We start from the raw sequence: 16448 nt of genomic DNA, 5'->3' as shown, positions 1-16448 counted from the left end.
GAGCCAAGCGAATCGTTCCGAGCCCATGCTGACCGCCCTATCCATCCGCGACGTCGTCCTGGTCGACGCGCTCGACCTCGAGGTCGAGGGCGGGCTGACGGTGCTGACTGGCGAGACGGGCGCGGGCAAGTCGATCATCCTGGACGCGCTGGGCCTGGCCCTGGGCGGGCGGGGCGACGCGGGCCTGGTGCGCAGCGGCGCGAAGCAGGCCGTGGCGACGGCGGTGTTCACCGCGCCCGACGATCCGGACCTGATCGCGCTGATCGCGGAGCGCGGCTTCGAGATCGAGCCGGGCGGGGAGCTGATCCTGCGCCGGGTGTTGTCGGCCGACGGCCGCAGCCGCGCCTATGTCAACGACCAGCCGGCGGGCGTGACGGCGCTGCGCGAGATCGGCGCCGCCCTGGTCGAGGTGCACGGCCAGCACGAGACCGTGGGCCTGCTGACTGGCGCACCCACCGCGGCCTGCTGGACGCCTACGGCGGCCTGAAGCCCCAGCTGGACGGGGTCGCGGCGGCGTCCGTGAAGCTGAAGGCGGCCGAGGCGCGGCTGGCGGAGCTGAAGGCCGAGGCGGCCGATGCGGCGGCGCGGGCCGAAGAAATCGCCTTGAACCTGGCCGAGCTGGACGCGCTCGATCCCCGCGCCGACGAGGAGACGGAACTGGCCGGCGAACGGGCCCTGCTGGGCGCGGCCGAGAAGGCCATCGCCGACCTGGCCGACGCGCGCACCCAGCTGGGCGGCGACAAGCTGAGCCAGAAGCTGGGCGCAGCCCTGCGCGCCGTCGAACACGCCCGCCAGCGGGCCGGCCAGGCGGGCGCCGAGGGCGACCACCCGGTGATCCAGAAGCTGTCCGCCGCCGTCGACGCCATCGACCGCACGATGGTGGAGGCCGCCGAGGCCATCGCCGCCGTGGACGCCGCCGCCGACGCCTTCGACTACGAGCCGGGCCGGCTGGACAAGGCCGAGGAGCGGCTGTTCGCGCTGCGCGCGGCGGCGCGGAAACTGAACACCACGGTCGACGCCCTGCCGTCCTTGCGCCAGCGTCTGCGCGAGCAGCTGCGGCTGATCGAGGACGGGGCCGACGCCCTGGCCCAGGCCGGGCGCGACGCGGCCGCCGCGCTGGAGGCGTACGACCTGGCCGCGACCCTGCTGACCTCGGCGCGCGAGGCGGCGGCCGAGCGGTTGACCGAGGCGGTGATGGGCGAACTGGGCCCGCTGAAGCTGGAGCGCGCGCGCTTCCGCGTGGCGCTGGAGCCGATCGAAGGCCGGCGGGGCCCCGAGGGGGTGGAGACCGTCCGCTTCCAGATCGCCACCAACGCCGGGACCGCCTTCGGCCCGCTGGACGCCATTGCGTCCGGTGGCGAGTTGGCCCGCTTCGCCCTGGCCATGAAGGCGGCGCTGGCCAGCCGGCAGGAGCTGCGCCAGCCGGTGATGATCTTCGACGAGGTGGACCAGGGCGTCGGCGGCGCCGTGGCCGAGGCGGTGGGAACGCGGCTGCAGCGGCTGTCGGGCGGCGCCCAGGTGCTGGTCGTGACCCACAGCCCCCAGGTGGCGGCGCGCGGCCACGCCCACTGGAAGGTGATGAAGGCCGACCGCGACGGCCTGACCGCCACCACCGTCGTCGCCCTGGACGACGCGCGCCGCCGCGAGGAGATCGCGCGGATGCTGTCGGGCGCCGAGATCACCGACGCCGCCCGCGCGGCGGCCGAGGCCCTGATCGGATAGAGCCCGGCTTCTTCCTCCGCGCTGGGGAGAGAGGGCGCCCGTTCCACCCCGCGCTGCAATCCACACGCGTCAAGCGGTCGCCCACAGGGCGGGCGCGGATGTGTGTTCCCTTTTCGTTCTGGTTCTGCTTTCTGGTCCCGTCGGCGGCGCGACGGAGGATCAGATGAACGACCGAGCCCTTTCAGACATGGTGAGCCAGATGGACGCGGAACTGGCCCCCCGCGCCGAACCCGACCTGCCCCTCCACCCCGAGGAGACCCGCCGCCTGGAGATCCTGCGCGCCCTGGCGCTGGGGCTGGGCAATTTCGAACGGATGCGCGCGCACGAGGTGCACCTGCTGGCGGCGCGGATGGGGAGGCGGTGAGGGGTGGATGGACCCCCGCGCCTTGCCCGCGGTCCGGCGTTTGTCATCCGGTCGGGATGCGGCGATCTGGACATTGAGGGCAACCGCGGCGGCTGCGGATCGTTTCAGGCGGCCACAGTTACGGAGTCCACTCATGAAACTTGCACAAAACGCCCTCGTGGCCGTCGTTGATGGCGAAAAGCTCGCCCTGTTTCGCAATACGGGCCAGCAGGACGTCCGTCTCGAGGCGGTGCCGACTCCGCCGATCGAGGACCGCGTATCTGGCGCGGCGGGCCGCATTTCCAGCGAAGCCAATCCCGATAACGACACCCAGGCCGAAGACGGCTTCGCCATGGGCGTGGCTGAAGTTCTCAACAAATGGGTGTTGACCAACAAGGTCGAGCACCTGCTCGTCATCGCCGCGCCCAAGACCCTGGGTCAGCTCCGCAAGGGTTGGCACAAGGAGACTGCGTCACGCCTGGTCGGAGAGGTCGCGAAGGACCTGACCGGGCACTCCACCGACCAGATCGCGGCGGCCATCGAAAAGGCGTGACGCCGGTCGCGCGCGTTGCGAGGCGTGACGTGAGGGGCGTGCTCCCTGATCAACCGCCCCGGCTCCTCATGCGCCCGTATCGATCCTGACCACCACCGACATCCCCGGCGCCAGGCGCTCCGCCGCCGCCTGGCCCGGATCGATGGCGATGCGCACGGGGATGCGCTGCGCCACCTTGGTGAAGTTGCCGGTGGCGTTGTCGGGGCGGATGACGCTGAACTCGCTGCCGGCGGCGGGCGCGATGCGCTCGACATGACCGCGCAGGGTCTGGCCGCCTAGCGCGTCGACCGAAAGTTCGACGGGCTGGCCGACGCGGATGTCGCGCATCTGCGTCTCCTTCATGTTGGCGGTGACCCAGATCGTGTCGGGGACCAGGCCCATCAGTTGGGTTCCGGCGGTGACGTATTGGCCCTGGCGGACGCCGACCTCGCCCAGGCGGCCGGCGCGGGGGGCGACGATGCGGGTGTTGGCCAGGTCGATCTGGGCCAGGCGCACGGCGGCGCGGGCGTTCTCGACCTGGGCGGCCAGGGCGTCGCGGTTGACCACGGCGCTCTCGACGCCGGTCTCGGCGATGCCGCGCTGGGCGCGGGCCTGGGCGACCTGGGCCTGGGCGCTGCGAAGCGCCGCCTCAGCGATATCGACATTGGCCTGGGACACCCAGCCGCCTTCCTTCAGCGTGCGGGCGCGGTTCGCGTCGGCCTGGGCGCGGGCCAGGGTCGCCTCGGCCCCGGCGATGGAGGCCTGGTACTGCGCCACCGAACCGCGCGCCGAGGCCTGGGACTGCGCCGAGTTGGCCAGGGCGGCCTCGGCGGCGTGCAGGGTCGCCTCGGCCTGTTCGACCCGCTGGCGGTAGATGCGGTCGTCGACCTGGGCCAGCAGCTGGCCGGGCTGGACCGTCTGGAAGTCCTTGACCGGGACGTCGGTGACATAGCCGTTCACCTGGGGGCTGATCAGGGTGACCTGGCCGCGGACATAGGCGTTGTCGGTGCGCTGGATGTCGCCGGTGAAGGGCGGCAGGCGCCAGGCGTAGAGCACCAGCAGCACCCCCAGCACGGCGACGGCCCCGGCGACCACGGTCCACAGGACGCGCTTCTTCGGCTCGGAGGCGGGCGCAGCCGGCGCGGCGGCGGGCGGAGGCGCGGCGGCCGGTTGGGGCGCGGGCTGGGAGGCGATGGGGGGCGGGGTGTCGGTCATGATCGTTTCTTCTGGGTCTTCAGTCGACGGCGGCGGAGACGACGGAGGCGTCGGGGGTTCGAGCGGTGCGACGGGCCTCGGCGCGGGCGCGCCAACGGGGCCTGAGATGGGTGACGGTGACCCAGGCGCAGCCCAGGGCCGCCAGCACGGCGATGATGCGGAACACGTCGTCATAGGCCAGGACGTTGGCCTGCTGGGTCACCTGGCGGCTGAGCAGGGCCACGCCCTCGGCGCGCAACAGGGCGGGGTCGGTGATCGTGTGGGAATAGGCGCCCGACAGCTGGGCCAGGCGCTGGGTCACCTGTGGATCCGAGGCGACGATGTCGGCGGCCAGCTGGTTGGAGTGATATTTCTCGCGCACGATCTGCAGCGTGCCGGTCAGGGCGCCGCCCGCCAGGCCGCCGACGTTCTGAAGCACGCTGAACATGACGATGAAGCTGATCAGGTTCTGTTTGCCCTGCTGCAGGACGCGGGAAATGCCGATCATCAGCGCCGGGCCGATGAACATGGCCGAGGCGAAGGCGATCATCGCCTGGCTGAGATAGAGCTGGGCCGGGCGGGTCAGGACCGTCGCATGGCTGTCAATGAAGGCGCCGACGGCGATGAGGCCGAGGGCGATGGCGATGGGCTTGTTCAGCTTCTCCATGTTCAGGGTGAAGGCGCTGACGGCGGTGCCGGCGATCATGGCCAGCAGGATGACGACGAACAGGCCGTGCAGCTGGTCCGGGCCCAGGCCCACGACGGTCAGGAAGCCCACGGCGCCCGACGTCTGTTCGCTGAGCACCATGCGGATCAGCAGGATGGCCCCGAACAGGCGCAGCATGTCGGCGCCGGTCAGCCAGCGGGTGTTGATCAGCGGGTTGGTCCGGTTGTGCTCGACGGTCAGGGCGGCGGTCAGCAGGACGATGGAGCCGACCAGGGCCCAGCCGATCCACGCCGCCTCGGTCCACCAGACGATGCGGCCCAGGCCCAGCACGGCGGTCAGCAGGGCGACGCCGGGCGCGAACAGGGCGAAGGTGACGAAGTCCAGCCGGTCGAACACCTTCAGCCGCTCGGACGGCGGCAGCTTCAGCACCTGGACGGCGGCCCAGGCGACCAGGGCGAAACCCAACTCGAAGATGTAGAAGCCGCGCCAGCCGTCCAGGTCCAGCAGGGTCGGCATGACCAGGCGGCTGATCGGCACGGCGAAGCTGGCCAGGCCGATGCCGATGATCAGCCCCTTCAGCCGGTGCGCGGCGGGAAAGGCCTGGATGATGTAGAGGAAGCCCAGGCTGGACAGGCCCGCCCCCGCCATGCCGGCGACGGCGCGGACCAGCAGGGTGGACTCATAGTTGTCGACCAGCAGGTGGGCGGCGCAGACCAGCACGAATACGCCCAGGAAGATCTGGGTGAACAGGCGCAGGCCGTACTGCATGCGGAACTTGACCAGGATCAGGTTCATGCAGGCGTTGGTCATGACGAAGACGACCGGCAGCCAGGCGGCCTCTGTCGCCGTGATCCCCAGCGCGCCCTGCAGGTTCTGGATGTTGGCGGTGACCGCCGCATTGCCCAGGCTGCCGACCAGGGCGACCAGCACGCCGGTCGCGGCGTACTGCAGGCGGCGGGGCCAGGGGTGGTCGGGGGTCGCCGGGCTGCCGGGCATCATCGGCCGCTCGTGCGGCTTCAGCGTCTCGACGTATTCTTCCCAGGGCAGATGCCAGTTGCGGGCCATCAGCGGCTTCTCAGTCCGTACAGGACGATCAGGCGGGTGCGGGCGGACACGGCGCGGCGCTCGGCCTCGTCGGCGCCCTGGAAGCCCGAGCCCAGCAGGGTGGCGATCAGACGCACGTCCATCGGCCCCAGGTCCTTTCGCACCAGGCCGGCCGCCTGGGCCCGCGCCAGCGGACCGGCGCCCGCCTCCATCAAGCGTTGCCGCAAGGGCGTAAGCGCGTCGGGCGAGCGGACGTTCCGCAGCACGTCGGACCAGCCGGCGTTGCGCATGACCAGATCGGCCAGCTCCTCGACGAACCAGAAGAAGACCTGCGGATCATCGCCGCGCGCGCGGGTGCGGGCGTCCAGGTCGTCGACGCCGTCGATCAGCACGGCCAGGGCCAGTTCGGTGCGGTCGGCGAAATGGCGATACAGGGTGCCGCGCCCGACGCCGGCGCGCTCGGCGATCAGCTCCAGCGGCGCGTCGAGACCGTGCTCGGACAGCACCTCGCGTGCGGCCTTCAGCAGGGCGGCGCGGTTGTGGACGGCGTCTTTTCGGGTGGGGCGCGACATTCTGTCCCGCTAAATGGACAGTCGTGTCCGTTTTGCAAGGGGTCAGGCCAGCCCCTTCTCCAGCACCATGAAATCCAGCTCCGGGCGAGGCGGGTCGACGGGGAAGGGGCGGCGCTCGCCGGTGGGGGCGTAGCCGCGCCGCTCGTACCAGGCGATCAGCTCGGCGCGACGATGGATGACGGTCATCTCCATGCGCCGGGCGGCGAAGCGGGCCACGGCTTCCCGTTCGGCGGCGGCGAGGATATGGCGGCCCAGGCCCGAGGCCTGCAGCGCCGGATCGACCGTCAGCATGCCCAGATAGGCCCGGTCCGGACCCGCGCGGGCGACCTGGACGCAGCCGATCAGGCGGTCGTCGCGGCGCGCCAGCAGGATGACGCGGTCGGGATCGGCGATCAGGGCGGACAGTTCGTCGGCGCTGGTGCGATCGTCGAACAGCAGGTCGGCCTCGTGCGTCCAGCCGGCCCTGGCCGTCTCGCCGCGATAGGCGCGTTCGATCAGGGGATGGAGCGCGGCGACGTCGGAGGGCGTCGCCGCGCGGAAGGTCAGGTCGCTCACTGGCTGACGCCCAGCTCCTCGACCAGGTGGTCCATGCCATAGACGTCGCGCAGGGCCACGGTCACCGCCTGGGTGGTGACGATGACGCTGCGATTGACGGCGCGGTCGTAGCCGTAGGCGTTCCTCTGGGTCAGGACGGTGGAGTCGAAGTTGGCCCCGATGATCTGGCCCCGCGCATTGATGGCGGGCGAGCCGGAGGAGCCGCCGATGGTGTCGGTGGACACGGCCATGTCCATCACCGCGTTCGGGTCGATGCGGTCCTTGGCGGCCAGCAGCTTGGGCGCGACGGCGAAAGGCTCGGCGCCGGTGGCGCGGTCCCACAGGCCGGCGAAGGTGGTGAAGGCGGAAAACCGCTGGCCGGGCACGTCCGACCCCTCGACCAGGCCGTAGGTCAGGCGCAGGGTGCCGGTGGCGTCGGGATAGACGCTGTCGCCATAGGCGGCGAAGCGGGCGGTCGCGAGTTCCTCGGAGGCGCGGTCGGTCGGGGCCTGGACCTTTTCCTCCCATTCGGCGCGCACGGCGCGGGCGTCGGCGTCGACGGCCAGGGCGTAGCGGATCATCGGGTCGGTGGAGGCCTGGACGGCGGCCAGGCCGCCTTCCCAAAGGGCGCGGCGCACGGCGGGATCGGCCAGTTTCGTGCTCTCGACCAGACGGGCCGACAGGCCCTCGGGGCTGTCCTTGCCCAGCAGCGTGGCGACGTAGGGATTGTCGACCGTCAGCCACTCGCGCGTCTTGGACAGCCACCATTCCAGGCGGATCTGCTCCAGCTCCGGATAGGTCGGGCGCTCGGCGAACAGGCGCGACTGGACGCCGGACAGGCGGCTGTCGGCGAACTCGGGCAGGCGCTGGTCGGACGGCTTGGCCCGCTCCTGGGCGCCGCGCACCAGGGTGCGGGCGTAAGCGAACAGCTGCGACCCGCCGGCGACCGAGGTGGTCCCCAGGCCCGTGCCGCCCTCCAGCAGGGCCATGGCGGGATACAGTTCGCGAGCGGTTGGCTGGATCGCCTCCAGGGCGCCCCACGGGTCGGGCCCGTCGCCGTTGGCGGCGGCGTAGCGCTGCATGAAGTCGGCCTCGCCCGCGGCCTTGGCCGTCATGAAGCCCGGGTCGATCAGGGCGGCCATGCGGCCGCGCCCGCGCTTGTAGGTGTTCTCCAGGCCCACGATCGGGTCCATGGCGATGAAGGCCTGTTCCTCGCCCTCTTCCGAATAGCGGATCAGCCGGCCGCGCAGTTCGGAGGCGATCAGCTGGTCCAGCGGCAGGACCACGTCGCGGATGGTGGCCAGCTGGTCCATCGTCAGCAGGCGCTGGGTCGCGCCGGGATTGCCGGAGACGAAGACGGCCTCGCCCTCGGTCGGCTTGTCGGCGTTCCAGGCGAAGTGGATCGGGGTCTCGACCGGGCGGCCGTCCTCATAGAGGCGGATAAAGGCCGCATCGATGGCGAAGCGCGGGAAGGAGAAGTTGTCCAGGTCGCCGCCGAAGGTCGCGGCGCGATCCTCGGGCGCCCAGGCCAGGCGGACGTCGTCGTACTTGCGGAATTTATAGAGCTTGAACTGGCCGCCGCGATACAGGCTGACGACCTGGCAGCGGACCTTGGCGTCGTCGCCGCAGGCTTCCGTCTCGATGCGGCCCGCCTCGGCGTCGCGCGCCTGGGTGAAGGCCTGGCCTTCGAGCCCTTCGCCGGCCTTGCGCATCCGTTCGGTGACGTCGGAGATGTCGGTCAGGATTTCGGCCGAGGCGCCGGGGCATTTCAGCTCTTCTTCGCGCGACTTCGGGGTGAAGCCGGTCTCGGCGTAGTTGACCTGGGGCGTGGACAGGTTGGCGACGCAGGTGGCGACGCAGTGATTGTTGGTCATCACCAGGCCCTGGCCCGAGACGACGCCGGCCGAGCAGCCGCCGAACTTCACCGACGACAGGCGGACGCGGTCGAGGAAGGCCTGGTCGATGTTTGTCCCCAGCGTCTGGTTGGCGCGGGCGATGGGGAAGTTGTCGAAGGTCCACATGCCCTCCTCGGCGCGCGCCGAGGAGGCGGCGAAGGCGAGGACGGCGGCGGAGGCGAGAAGGGCGAGGCGCATGGGAAAACTCCTAATCCTTCTCCCCTTGAGGGAGAAACCCTCAGCGGCGAGAAAGTCGAATAACTCGCGACAAATCAATGCCATGAGTTTCTCGTTCAGTGCTGTTGCGAATACACCTTCGTCGCTAAACCACCGATGGAACCACCTCCTGGGAAATGCCCCTGGTGGGCACCCCAGCAAGTTAGCTGCGCAAGCCAATAATGTCACTTGCCGTCGGAAAGCGGTGGTGACGTGGATGTTTTCGGGCGGTTGATAAGGCGCTGGGCGGCCTTCAGCGCTGGGGGGTGATAAACGGAGTTCGCCCATGCGCAGCCGCCCCCATTATATCCACTTCCGTCGTGGCCGTCAGCTTTTCGGCGTCCGGCGCGTGACGGCCGGAGACCGCCTCCAGTTCGTCGGTTCCCTGAACGGCATCGACTGCGGCACCTGGCCCACCAAGGAGGCCGCTGTGCAGGCGCTGCTGCGGCGCGCGGCGTCGAACGTGCCCTACTAGTCCTCTCGTGCTAAACTTGCGCCAGATGCTGTCACCAACCCGAGAACCCTCGTGAGCCGTCCTCCTTTGGACGAAGACGACGATGCGGTCGCCGCTGACGTCGCGCGTGCGATCCGCAGAATCTTGGTGGATCACGATCACCCGCTGACGCGGGATGAGGCGAAGGAACTGGAGGCTTTGAAGGCCAAGCTTCCGCGTCCGTCGCGTAAAACTATGCGCGACCTCGGTCGACGCCTGGCTATGCCCGAAGACCCTCAGGACTGACCGACTCCATCCGCGTGCTGGACCAAGGATGCGGTCGCCGGGTCATACTCATAGGCGGTGATAGTCTGGTTGGTGATCCGCTCCACCACCTCGTCGATGACGTGTAGCGGCACTAGGTGTTCAGTCCAGGCATCTGGTGGATCGGATTGACGATGAACCGGTCAGGCTCTGACGTCCAGATTCTGGCGATGTATTCGTAAGGCGTGAGACCGTTGAGGGTCTTGAGCCTTCGGGCGAAGTTGTAGGCGGCCATAAAGTCGGCGAGGTGCGTACGCAGTTCGTCGTGGCTGTCGTAGTGGAAGCGTTTGACGGTGGCGTCCTTGATGGTGCGGTTCATCCGCTCGACCTGGCCATTGGTCCACGGATGGTTCGGCTTGGTCAGCCGGTGCTCGATGTCGTTGGCTTCGCAGATCATGTCGAAGCGCATCTGTCGCGAGAAGGCGGTGTTGCGGTTGCGAGGCTGCTCGGCGAACTGGATGCCGTTGTCGGTCAGGATCGTGTGGATCTTGTACGGCACGGCCTCCAACAACTGTTCGAGGAACTCCCAGGCGGTTCGTCTGTCGGCCTTGTCGACCAGCTGGGTGACAGCGAACTTGCTGGTGCGATCAATGGCGACGAACAGATTGAGCCTGCCCTCGGCCGTCTGCAGCTCGGCGATATCAACATGAAAGAAGCCGATCGGGTAACGCTTGAAACGCTGCCGCTTCGGCTTGTCGCCTTCGACATCCGGCAGGCGTGAGATGCCGTGTCGCTGCAAGCAGCGGTGCAACGCTGAGCGCGTCAGGTGCGGGATGGACGGCTGCAGGGCGTAGAGGCAGTCGTCCAGCGGCAGCAGCGTGTGCCGCCGGAACGCGACGACCATCGCTTCCTCGGCTTCCGTCAGAACCGTCGAGCGCGGCTCCTTCGGCCCGGTCTTGCGATCCTCGACCGAGGTCCGCTTACGCCACTTCGCCACCGTCTTGGGGTTGATCCCCAACTCCCGGCTCAGCGTCGCGAGCGAAGCCTGCGATCGCTGTATTGCTGCTCGGACGGCGTGCGTGGTCGTGGCGCTCCCGTGACGAACCTGGCCCATATGGCTTCCTTCCATTCCAACGAAAGGATCACACCATCTAAGCCTGGGACCAAACACCTAGTCGGGCCGGGTGGACGCTATATCACCGGCGCCACAATCGACGTCAACGCCGGGCGCACCGCAGCGAGCGTGGTGTAGGTGAACTCTCAGGTTCTTTAGAATAGGCCGGCATTGTGCGTGATCGGCTCACGTCCCTGAGGACCGGTCGCCGGGACTGTTCATGAGTTGATCGCGGATTTCGAGAACAGAAGATCGGCGAAGAGGGTCAACAATTCGCCGTCCTTTATTGTGGACGGTTCCAGTAGGCGCTGGAACATGGCGCCTTCGTGGACCGCCAGAATGAGGCGAGCGACGCGGGAAGACGCGTGGGGGCGGCTCGGCTCGATTCCCCTCCAGACACGGCCGACAGCCTCTTCGATAATACCGAGAGGATGCGATTCTGCCGCGCGGCGTAATGGCTCGCCACCGCAGGGTTTCGTAGGGCGTGCAGACCGAAATCCGCCTGCAGCAGATACCAACTGCGGTCGAAGGCGTAGTCGGCGATGAACGCCCTGACGAAGTTCTCCGCCGCGGGTCCCGGTCTGGACAGGGCCGACGCAATCGAGATCTCGAGATGCCGTTCCAGCCGTTCGATCGTCCGATCGTAGATGGCGAAAAACAGCTCCTCCTGGGACCGGAAATTGGAGTTGTACGCGCCCCGGCTCAATCCGACCCGATCGCAAATGTCCTCCTGTGTCGCCCCCTGGAAACCGCGTTCGGCGAAGGCTTCCAGGGCGCCGTTGAGGATACGCTCGCGCGTCTGGGCACGCGTGGGACGGCTCCGGACAAGCCTTGGGCTCAAGAGAGCAGTCTTCTGAATCATTCGATACAGGTATGTATTGAGGTGGATCCATGCCAACGCTACGGTCGGCCAAGGAGAACCTCGCTCATGACCTTGCGACCTTCCATCCTGCTGGTCCTGCTGATCTCGTCGACCTGTGCGGCCGCCTACGCTCCCGCATCCAAGGCCCAGATCTCTGACGCCAAAACCTCCGGCCTCCAGACCGTTGGTCCTTTGCCCCTGACCTATCGCGACGCGCAGGCCAGGCTCCTGCAACGCTCGGACGCCATCGAGGCGTCGGACGCCGATGTCCGCAGCCGGGAAGCCCAGGAAAACGCCGTAAGGACGCTGCGGCTGCCCACGGTGGAGTTCGAGGGCCAGATGATGCGGTATCAAAAGACCCTCTATCTGCCGCTGGGGCCCTTGGCGGATGTCGCTCAGGACTACGCCATCAGCGATCCGTTGCAGTTCCAGATGGAACGCGACAGCACGCGGCCGATCATCACCGCCACCGTCCCGCTTTATTCCGGCGGCCGGATTCCGGCCGCCCAGGCGGCCGCTGAGGCTCAACTCGGCCAGTCCCGGGCTGAGCGCCAGATCGTCGTCGATAACGCCCTGTTGCAGATGACCGAACTCTATTTCGGGCAACAGTTGCTCACCCGGGTTCGGGACGTCCGCCGCGACGTCCTGGCGGGCCTCGAACGCCACCTGGCCGATGCGACGATTCTGGAGCGCGGCGGGTTCATCAGTCGCGCCCAGCGCCTGCAGGTGGAGGTGGCGCGTGACGACGCGGCGCGCGAGCTGGAGACGGCCGAAGCCAATCTGGCCAGCGCGGACACGGCGCTCTCTGGGACCTTGAGGGCGCCGTCGGGGATCGATCCGGCTACGTCTCTCTTCGTGCTTCTCCGGCCGCTCGAGCCGCTGGAGACCTATCTGCAAGCCGCCTATCGCGCCCACCCGCAGCTGGAGCGGCTCCAGGCCCTGGAAGACCAGGCGGAAGCCGGGGTCACCGCCCAGCGCGCCGAGCTTCTGCCGACGGTCTATGGCTTCGCCCAGTACAACTTTGATCGTCAGGACACCTTGTTGACCGATCCGGACTGGTCCGTGGGGGTCGGTCTCCGTTACACCCTCTTCTCCGGCGTCGATCGCTCGCAGAATGTCCGCGCCGCGCGCGAGAAGGTCGCCCAGGCCCAGGCGGGGCTGCGCGAGGCGCAAAGCCAGATCGAGATCGGCGTGACCCGATCCTGGAACGACGCGGAAGCGGCCCGGCGGCGGTTCCAGAGAACCGACAGCGCCATCGTCGCCGCCGAGGAGAACCTGCGCGTCCAGATGGTCGGCTACCAGGTGCAGCAAACCACCTCGCTCGACGTCATCGACGCCCAACTCGGCGTCGGACGCGCGCGGATCCAGCGCGCCCAGGCCGCCCATGACTTCGTGGTCGCGCTCGCCCGCCTTCTTCATGTCAGCGGCCGGATCGAGGACATGCCCGACTATATCGACCAGGGCGAAAGGATCGCGCCATGACCGACACCCAGGACACGCCGACGCCGAACACGGAGCCGGGCGGGGAACGGGGCGACGCCGGACCGTCTCGACGGCGCCGAAAACTGCTGCCCCTCGGCATCGGGGCGCTGATCGTGGCGGGGCTCGGCGTCGGCCTCTGGCTCAGCTACCGACCCGTTCCCGATCAGCTTCAGGGGATGGTGGATGCGCGGGAGCTTCGGATCACCAGCAAGGTGACGGGGCGGATCGCCGACTTCCATGTGGAGGAGGGGCAGCCGGTCCGGGCCGGCCAACTGCTCTACACCCTCGACAGTCCCGAGGTCGCGGCACGTTCAGAACAGGCGGGCGGCGCCCTCGTCGCCGCCGAGGCCACGGCCGACAAGGCCGACGAAGGTGCGCGTCCGGAGGATATCCGGGCCGCGGAAGCGCAATGGCGGCGCGCGCAGGCGGCGGCGGATCTGGCCCAGACGACGTATGCCCGCACCCAGGAGATGTACGATCAGGGCGTGATCGCGGGGCAGAAGCGCGACGAGAGCCGGGCCAATGCGGTGGCCTCGACGGAGGCCGCCCGCGCCGCTCGCGCCCAGTATGACCTGGCGGCGCTGGCCGGGGCGCGCCGACAGGATCGCCAGGCGGCCGGGGGACAGGTGCGGCAGGCGCGCGGCGCCGTGGCGGAGGTCGAGGCGGCGGAGCGCGAAACCCGGGTGCTGGCGCCGTCGTCCGGCGAGGTGGGCCGGCGGCTCGCCCAGCCCGGCGAACTGGTCCCCCAAGGGTTCCCGGTCTTCATGCTCACGGACATAGAGCATCCCTGGGTGACGCTCACCCTGCGCGAGGATCAGTTCAGCGGGATTCGACGCGGACAGACTCTGACGGGTCGTATTCCCGCTCTGGAGAACCGCACGGCCCGGTTCCGGGTGACCTTCATCGCTCCCGCCGGAGATTTCGCTACCTGGCGTGCGACCCGGCAGTCGAGCGGCTTCGACGTCAAGAGTTTCGAGGTGCGCGTCGCACCGGTCTCGCGCGTCGACGGGCTGCGGCCGGGCATGACCGTCCTGTTCGACTGGCCGCAATGATCGCGGCGTTTCTCGCCGGCGCCCGACGCGAGATCGCCTTTCTGCGCGGGAGCTTCTGGGATCTGTTCCTCGTCGTCTGGCTACCGCTGGCGCTTCTCGCCCTCGTCGCCGTGCAGATGTCGGCGGGGGTTATGCGCGATCTGCCGGTCGCCGTCGTCGACGCCGACGGCGGAAGCGTCGCTCGCGATCTGGTTCGTCGTCTGGACGCCTCGCCCGGCCTGCACGTGGCGGCCCGCCCCAAGGATATGGCCGAGGCCGAGAGCGTGGTGCGGTCCAACCGCGCCTATGCGATCGTCATGCTGCCGCAAGGGCTCGAACGCGCGGTGCTGCGCGGCGAGGCGGGCAGGGTGCTGGTCTTCTACAACGCCAGCTACTCCACGCCCTCGGGGTCAGTGCTGCGCGAGGTCGGCGCCGTGATCCAGAGCCAGGCCCGGACCCTGGCCGCGCAACAGAGCGCGGCGATCCTCGGCCCGGGCCGGGTGCGGCCGGCGCCGATCCAGGTCCAGAGCCGCATCCTCTACAATCCCCAGGCCAGCTACGAGCTGCAACTGGTCGCCCTGATCCACCCGGCCTTGCTGCATCTGCTGTTCATGGTGGCGGTCGTCAGCGCCCTGGGACGCGAACTGCGAGACGGGACGATCGGCGGCTGGCTGGCCGGGCCGCCGCGCGAGGCCGTTGCGGCGGTCGTGGGCAAGATCGCGCCCTATGTGGCGATCTTTCTCGTCTGGGGCGCCCTGGCGACCATCTATCTCGCGGCGTTTCGCGGCTGGCCGGTTGAAGGCAGCGTCGGCCTGCTCCTGGCGGGCTATGTCGGCCTCTATCTCGCTTATGCGGGTATGGCCACGCTGATCGTCGGCCTGACGCTGTCCATGGGGCAGGCGCTGTCCATGACCGCCCTCTATGCGGGCGCCTCCTTCGCCTTCGCCGGGGCCGTCTTTCCAATCGAATCCGCTTCGGCCTTCGCGCGCGTCTGGAGCGCGCTTCTGCCCTACACCACCTTCGCCCGTCTCGTCGCCGAACAATGGATGATGGGCGCGCCCGCGGCGATGTCGGTCAACCTGCTGCTGATCCTGATGACCTTCGCGGTCGTGGGGTTCGGGCTGGGCCTGCCGCAATATCTGGCCGCCTCCCGCAAACCCGATGTCTGGGGGCGACGTTGATCGGCCGGGCCTTCATCGCGACGTTTCGCGCGGTCCTCGCCGACCGGTCGGCCTTCATGCTGATCGTGGTGTCGACGATCCTCTATTCCTTCTTCTACCCTTCCGCCTATTCCGGCGAGGTCGCCGTCCGGATCCCGGTCGCCGTGGTGGATCTGGACAACACCGGGGCCAGCCGTTCGCTGGTGCACAAGCTCTCGGGTCTGCAGCAGGCGGATCTCGTCGCCCGCCTGCCGTCGCCCGAGGCGGCGGACGACTGGTTGCGGACGAGAGGGGCGGGGGCGATCGTCGTCGTGCCTGCGGGGTTCGAACGTCGCATCCTGACCGGCGGGCAAGGGACGGTGGCCCTCTATGGCAACGGCGCCTATCTGCTGCGCAGCAGCACGGCGCTGGCCGGCATAGGCGCGGCGATCACGGCCGAGGCGGGCGAGGCCGCCGTCGATCAGGCGATGGCGCAGGGCGCGCCGGCGCCGCCGGCCCTGTCGGTGATCGCGCGCCCGCTGTTCAACACCCGCGAAGGATACGGCAGCACCGTCTTTCCGGGCGTCGGCTTCCTCATCATTCATCAGACGCTGCTGATGGGACTGGCGATGCTGGCGGCCACCCTGCGTGGCGAGGGGGGCGGCTTCGGTTTGCGTCCCGTCGTCTCCTCGGCGTCGCGCTCGCCTTCTTCGTCATCGGCTGGATCGACGTCGCCTACTACGCCGGCTTCGTCTTCTGGTTCCAAGACTATCCACGGGCCGCCGCCGCGCCCGGAACGCTGATCGTGGCCGGCAGTCTCTTCGTGGCGGCGACGGTTGCAGCGGCGCTCGCCCTTGCGAGCGTCTTCCGCACCCGCGAGCGGCCCCTGCAACTGCTCATGGGCACCTCCCTGGTCATCTTCTTTCTCGCTGGACTGTCCTGGCCCGCGGAGGCGACGCCGACCTGGCTCGCCTTCCTCGCCCGACTGCTGCCCACGACGCCCGGAATCCATCTCATGGTCGGGGTGAACCAGATGGGGGCCGGCCTCGTCGAACAGGGGCGGGAGGTTCTCAACCTCCTGGGCCTCATCCTCCTTTACGGCGGCGTGGCGTGGTGGCGCTTCACCCGGCCGTCCGGAGCGCCCTCGACCGGAGCGTGAGCCACGGCGGGGAATGATCGCCCGCCGCCGCCTAGACCGGCGCCGGGCGTCCCGGACCGATCGCGAGGGCGGCGTCCTGTCCGCTGGCGACCAGCCTTCGGGCGACGAAGCCGGAGGCGACCAGATCTTTGAGAAGCGCCTCCAGGAAACCGCGCCCGTGAGGCCGCTCGCGGGGAGGGCGACGGCCTGCTCGATGGCCTGGAAACTGTCCGGGAGCAGGCGGACGCCGGCCCGGTCGTGCGCCG

The 16448-nt window shown here is 69.1% G+C and carries 17 protein-coding genes and 1 pseudogene; 10 read left to right on the top strand and 8 right to left on the bottom strand.

From position 1 onward, the window contains the following. The first annotated feature begins 25 nt into the window (after positions 1-25). The 3 genes and pseudogenes from recN to MU852_RS06760 all read left to right on the top strand — a co-directional run bounded on the left by recN (position 26) and on the right by MU852_RS06760 (position 2618). Positions 26-1722, top strand: a pseudogene (recN, locus tag MU852_RS06770) (DNA repair protein RecN). Between the two features lie 163 nt (positions 1723-1885). Then, on the top strand, positions 1886-2086 hold the full coding sequence (locus tag MU852_RS06765) for a hypothetical protein (protein ID WP_249751549.1): 201 nt from the start codon (positions 1886-1888) through the stop codon (positions 2084-2086). A gap of 157 nt (positions 2087-2243) precedes the next feature. Then, positions 2244-2618, top strand: a complete 375-nt coding sequence (locus tag MU852_RS06760; RefSeq protein ID WP_249751548.1) for a host attachment family protein — start codon at positions 2244-2246, stop codon at positions 2616-2618. A gap of 66 nt (positions 2619-2684) precedes the next feature. Here the strand turns inward: MU852_RS06760 and MU852_RS06755 are convergent, their stop codons facing one another. From MU852_RS06755 to MU852_RS06730, 5 genes are read right to left on the bottom strand one after another with little or no spacing between them, the layout of a single operon-like run. Next, positions 2685-3812, bottom strand: a complete 1128-nt coding sequence (locus tag MU852_RS06755; RefSeq protein ID WP_283843809.1) for an HlyD family secretion protein — start codon at positions 3810-3812, stop codon at positions 2685-2687. A gap of 19 nt (positions 3813-3831) precedes the next feature. Next, positions 3832-5523 carry an MFS transporter gene (locus MU852_RS06745; RefSeq protein ID WP_249751547.1) on the bottom strand — a complete coding sequence of 564 codons (1692 nt, stop codon included), beginning with the start codon at positions 5521-5523 and terminating at the stop codon, positions 3832-3834. Continuing rightward, the gene (locus MU852_RS06740; RefSeq protein ID WP_249751546.1) at positions 5523-6074 is read right to left on the bottom strand and encodes a TetR/AcrR family transcriptional regulator; all 552 of its coding nucleotides are present in this window, start codon (positions 6072-6074) and stop codon (positions 5523-5525) included. Before MU852_RS06740 ends, MU852_RS06745 begins: the two co-directional genes overlap by 1 nt. A gap of 42 nt (positions 6075-6116) precedes the next feature. Further along, on the bottom strand, positions 6117-6629 hold the full coding sequence (locus MU852_RS06735) for a GNAT family N-acetyltransferase (protein ID WP_249751545.1): 513 nt from the start codon (positions 6627-6629) through the stop codon (positions 6117-6119). After that, complete coding sequence (locus tag MU852_RS06730) at positions 6626-8701, bottom strand: S46 family peptidase (protein WP_249751544.1); 2076 nt, start codon at positions 8699-8701, stop codon at positions 6626-6628. The genes MU852_RS06735 and MU852_RS06730 overlap by 4 nt, the downstream gene beginning before the upstream one ends. Before the next feature lie 304 nt (positions 8702-9005). On the opposite strand from MU852_RS06730, the gene MU852_RS06725 reads away from it, so the two are divergent. Next, positions 9006-9194 (top strand): hypothetical protein, encoded by a 189-nt coding sequence (locus tag MU852_RS06725; protein WP_003168750.1) that lies wholly within the window; start codon positions 9006-9008, stop codon positions 9192-9194. A 66-nt stretch (positions 9195-9260) separates the two neighbouring features. Next, positions 9261-9458 (top strand): hypothetical protein, encoded by a 198-nt coding sequence (locus MU852_RS06720; protein ID WP_003168749.1) that lies wholly within the window; start codon positions 9261-9263, stop codon positions 9456-9458. Here MU852_RS06720 and MU852_RS17315 read toward each other — a convergent pair. From MU852_RS17315 to MU852_RS06710, 3 genes are all read right to left on the bottom strand, one after another. Continuing rightward, on the bottom strand, positions 9449-9571 hold the full coding sequence (locus tag MU852_RS17315; RefSeq protein WP_003168748.1) for a hypothetical protein: 123 nt from the start codon (positions 9569-9571) through the stop codon (positions 9449-9451). The two genes, MU852_RS06720 and MU852_RS17315, sit on opposite strands and share 10 nt — an antisense overlap. Further along, on the bottom strand, positions 9571-10530 hold the full coding sequence (locus MU852_RS06715; protein ID WP_026108399.1) for an IS481 family transposase: 960 nt from the start codon (positions 10528-10530) through the stop codon (positions 9571-9573). Before MU852_RS06715 ends, MU852_RS17315 begins: the two co-directional genes overlap by 1 nt. A gap of 283 nt (positions 10531-10813) precedes the next feature. Continuing rightward, positions 10814-11371 carry a TetR/AcrR family transcriptional regulator gene (locus MU852_RS06710; protein WP_249751543.1) on the bottom strand — a complete coding sequence of 186 codons (558 nt, stop codon included), beginning with the start codon at positions 11369-11371 and terminating at the stop codon, positions 10814-10816. Between the two features lie 87 nt (positions 11372-11458). Here MU852_RS06710 and MU852_RS06705 point away from each other — a divergent pair, with 87 nt between their 5' ends. The 5 genes from MU852_RS06705 to MU852_RS17305 are packed head-to-tail and all read left to right on the top strand — an operon-like array spanning position 11459 to position 16203. After that, positions 11459-12874, top strand: a complete 1416-nt coding sequence (locus tag MU852_RS06705; RefSeq protein ID WP_249751542.1) for a TolC family protein — start codon at positions 11459-11461, stop codon at positions 12872-12874. After that, on the top strand, positions 12871-13926 hold the full coding sequence (locus tag MU852_RS06700) for an HlyD family secretion protein (RefSeq protein ID WP_249751541.1): 1056 nt from the start codon (positions 12871-12873) through the stop codon (positions 13924-13926). The genes MU852_RS06705 and MU852_RS06700 overlap by 4 nt, the downstream gene beginning before the upstream one ends. Beyond that, a complete protein-coding gene (locus MU852_RS06695) occupies positions 13923-15086 on the top strand; it encodes an ABC transporter permease (protein WP_249751540.1) in 1164 nt (387 codons plus the stop codon). Before MU852_RS06700 ends, MU852_RS06695 begins: the two co-directional genes overlap by 4 nt. Further along, the gene (locus MU852_RS17310; RefSeq protein WP_283843808.1) at positions 15083-15847 is read left to right on the top strand and encodes an ABC transporter permease; all 765 of its coding nucleotides are present in this window, start codon (positions 15083-15085) and stop codon (positions 15845-15847) included. Before MU852_RS06695 ends, MU852_RS17310 begins: the two co-directional genes overlap by 4 nt. Beyond that, positions 15760-16203: an ABC transporter permease gene (locus MU852_RS17305; RefSeq protein ID WP_283843855.1), complete on the top strand. Its 444-nt coding sequence runs from the start codon at positions 15760-15762 to the stop codon at positions 16201-16203. Before MU852_RS17310 ends, MU852_RS17305 begins: the two co-directional genes overlap by 88 nt. The last annotated feature ends 245 nt before the right edge of the window (positions 16204-16448 follow it).

Source organism: Brevundimonas albigilva, from assembly GCF_023503965.1.
GTDB lineage: Bacteria > Pseudomonadota > Alphaproteobacteria > Caulobacterales > Caulobacteraceae > Brevundimonas > Brevundimonas albigilva.
Note: the sequence above shows the minus strand (reverse complement) of the source record. Positions and strands in the feature narration are given on the sequence as shown.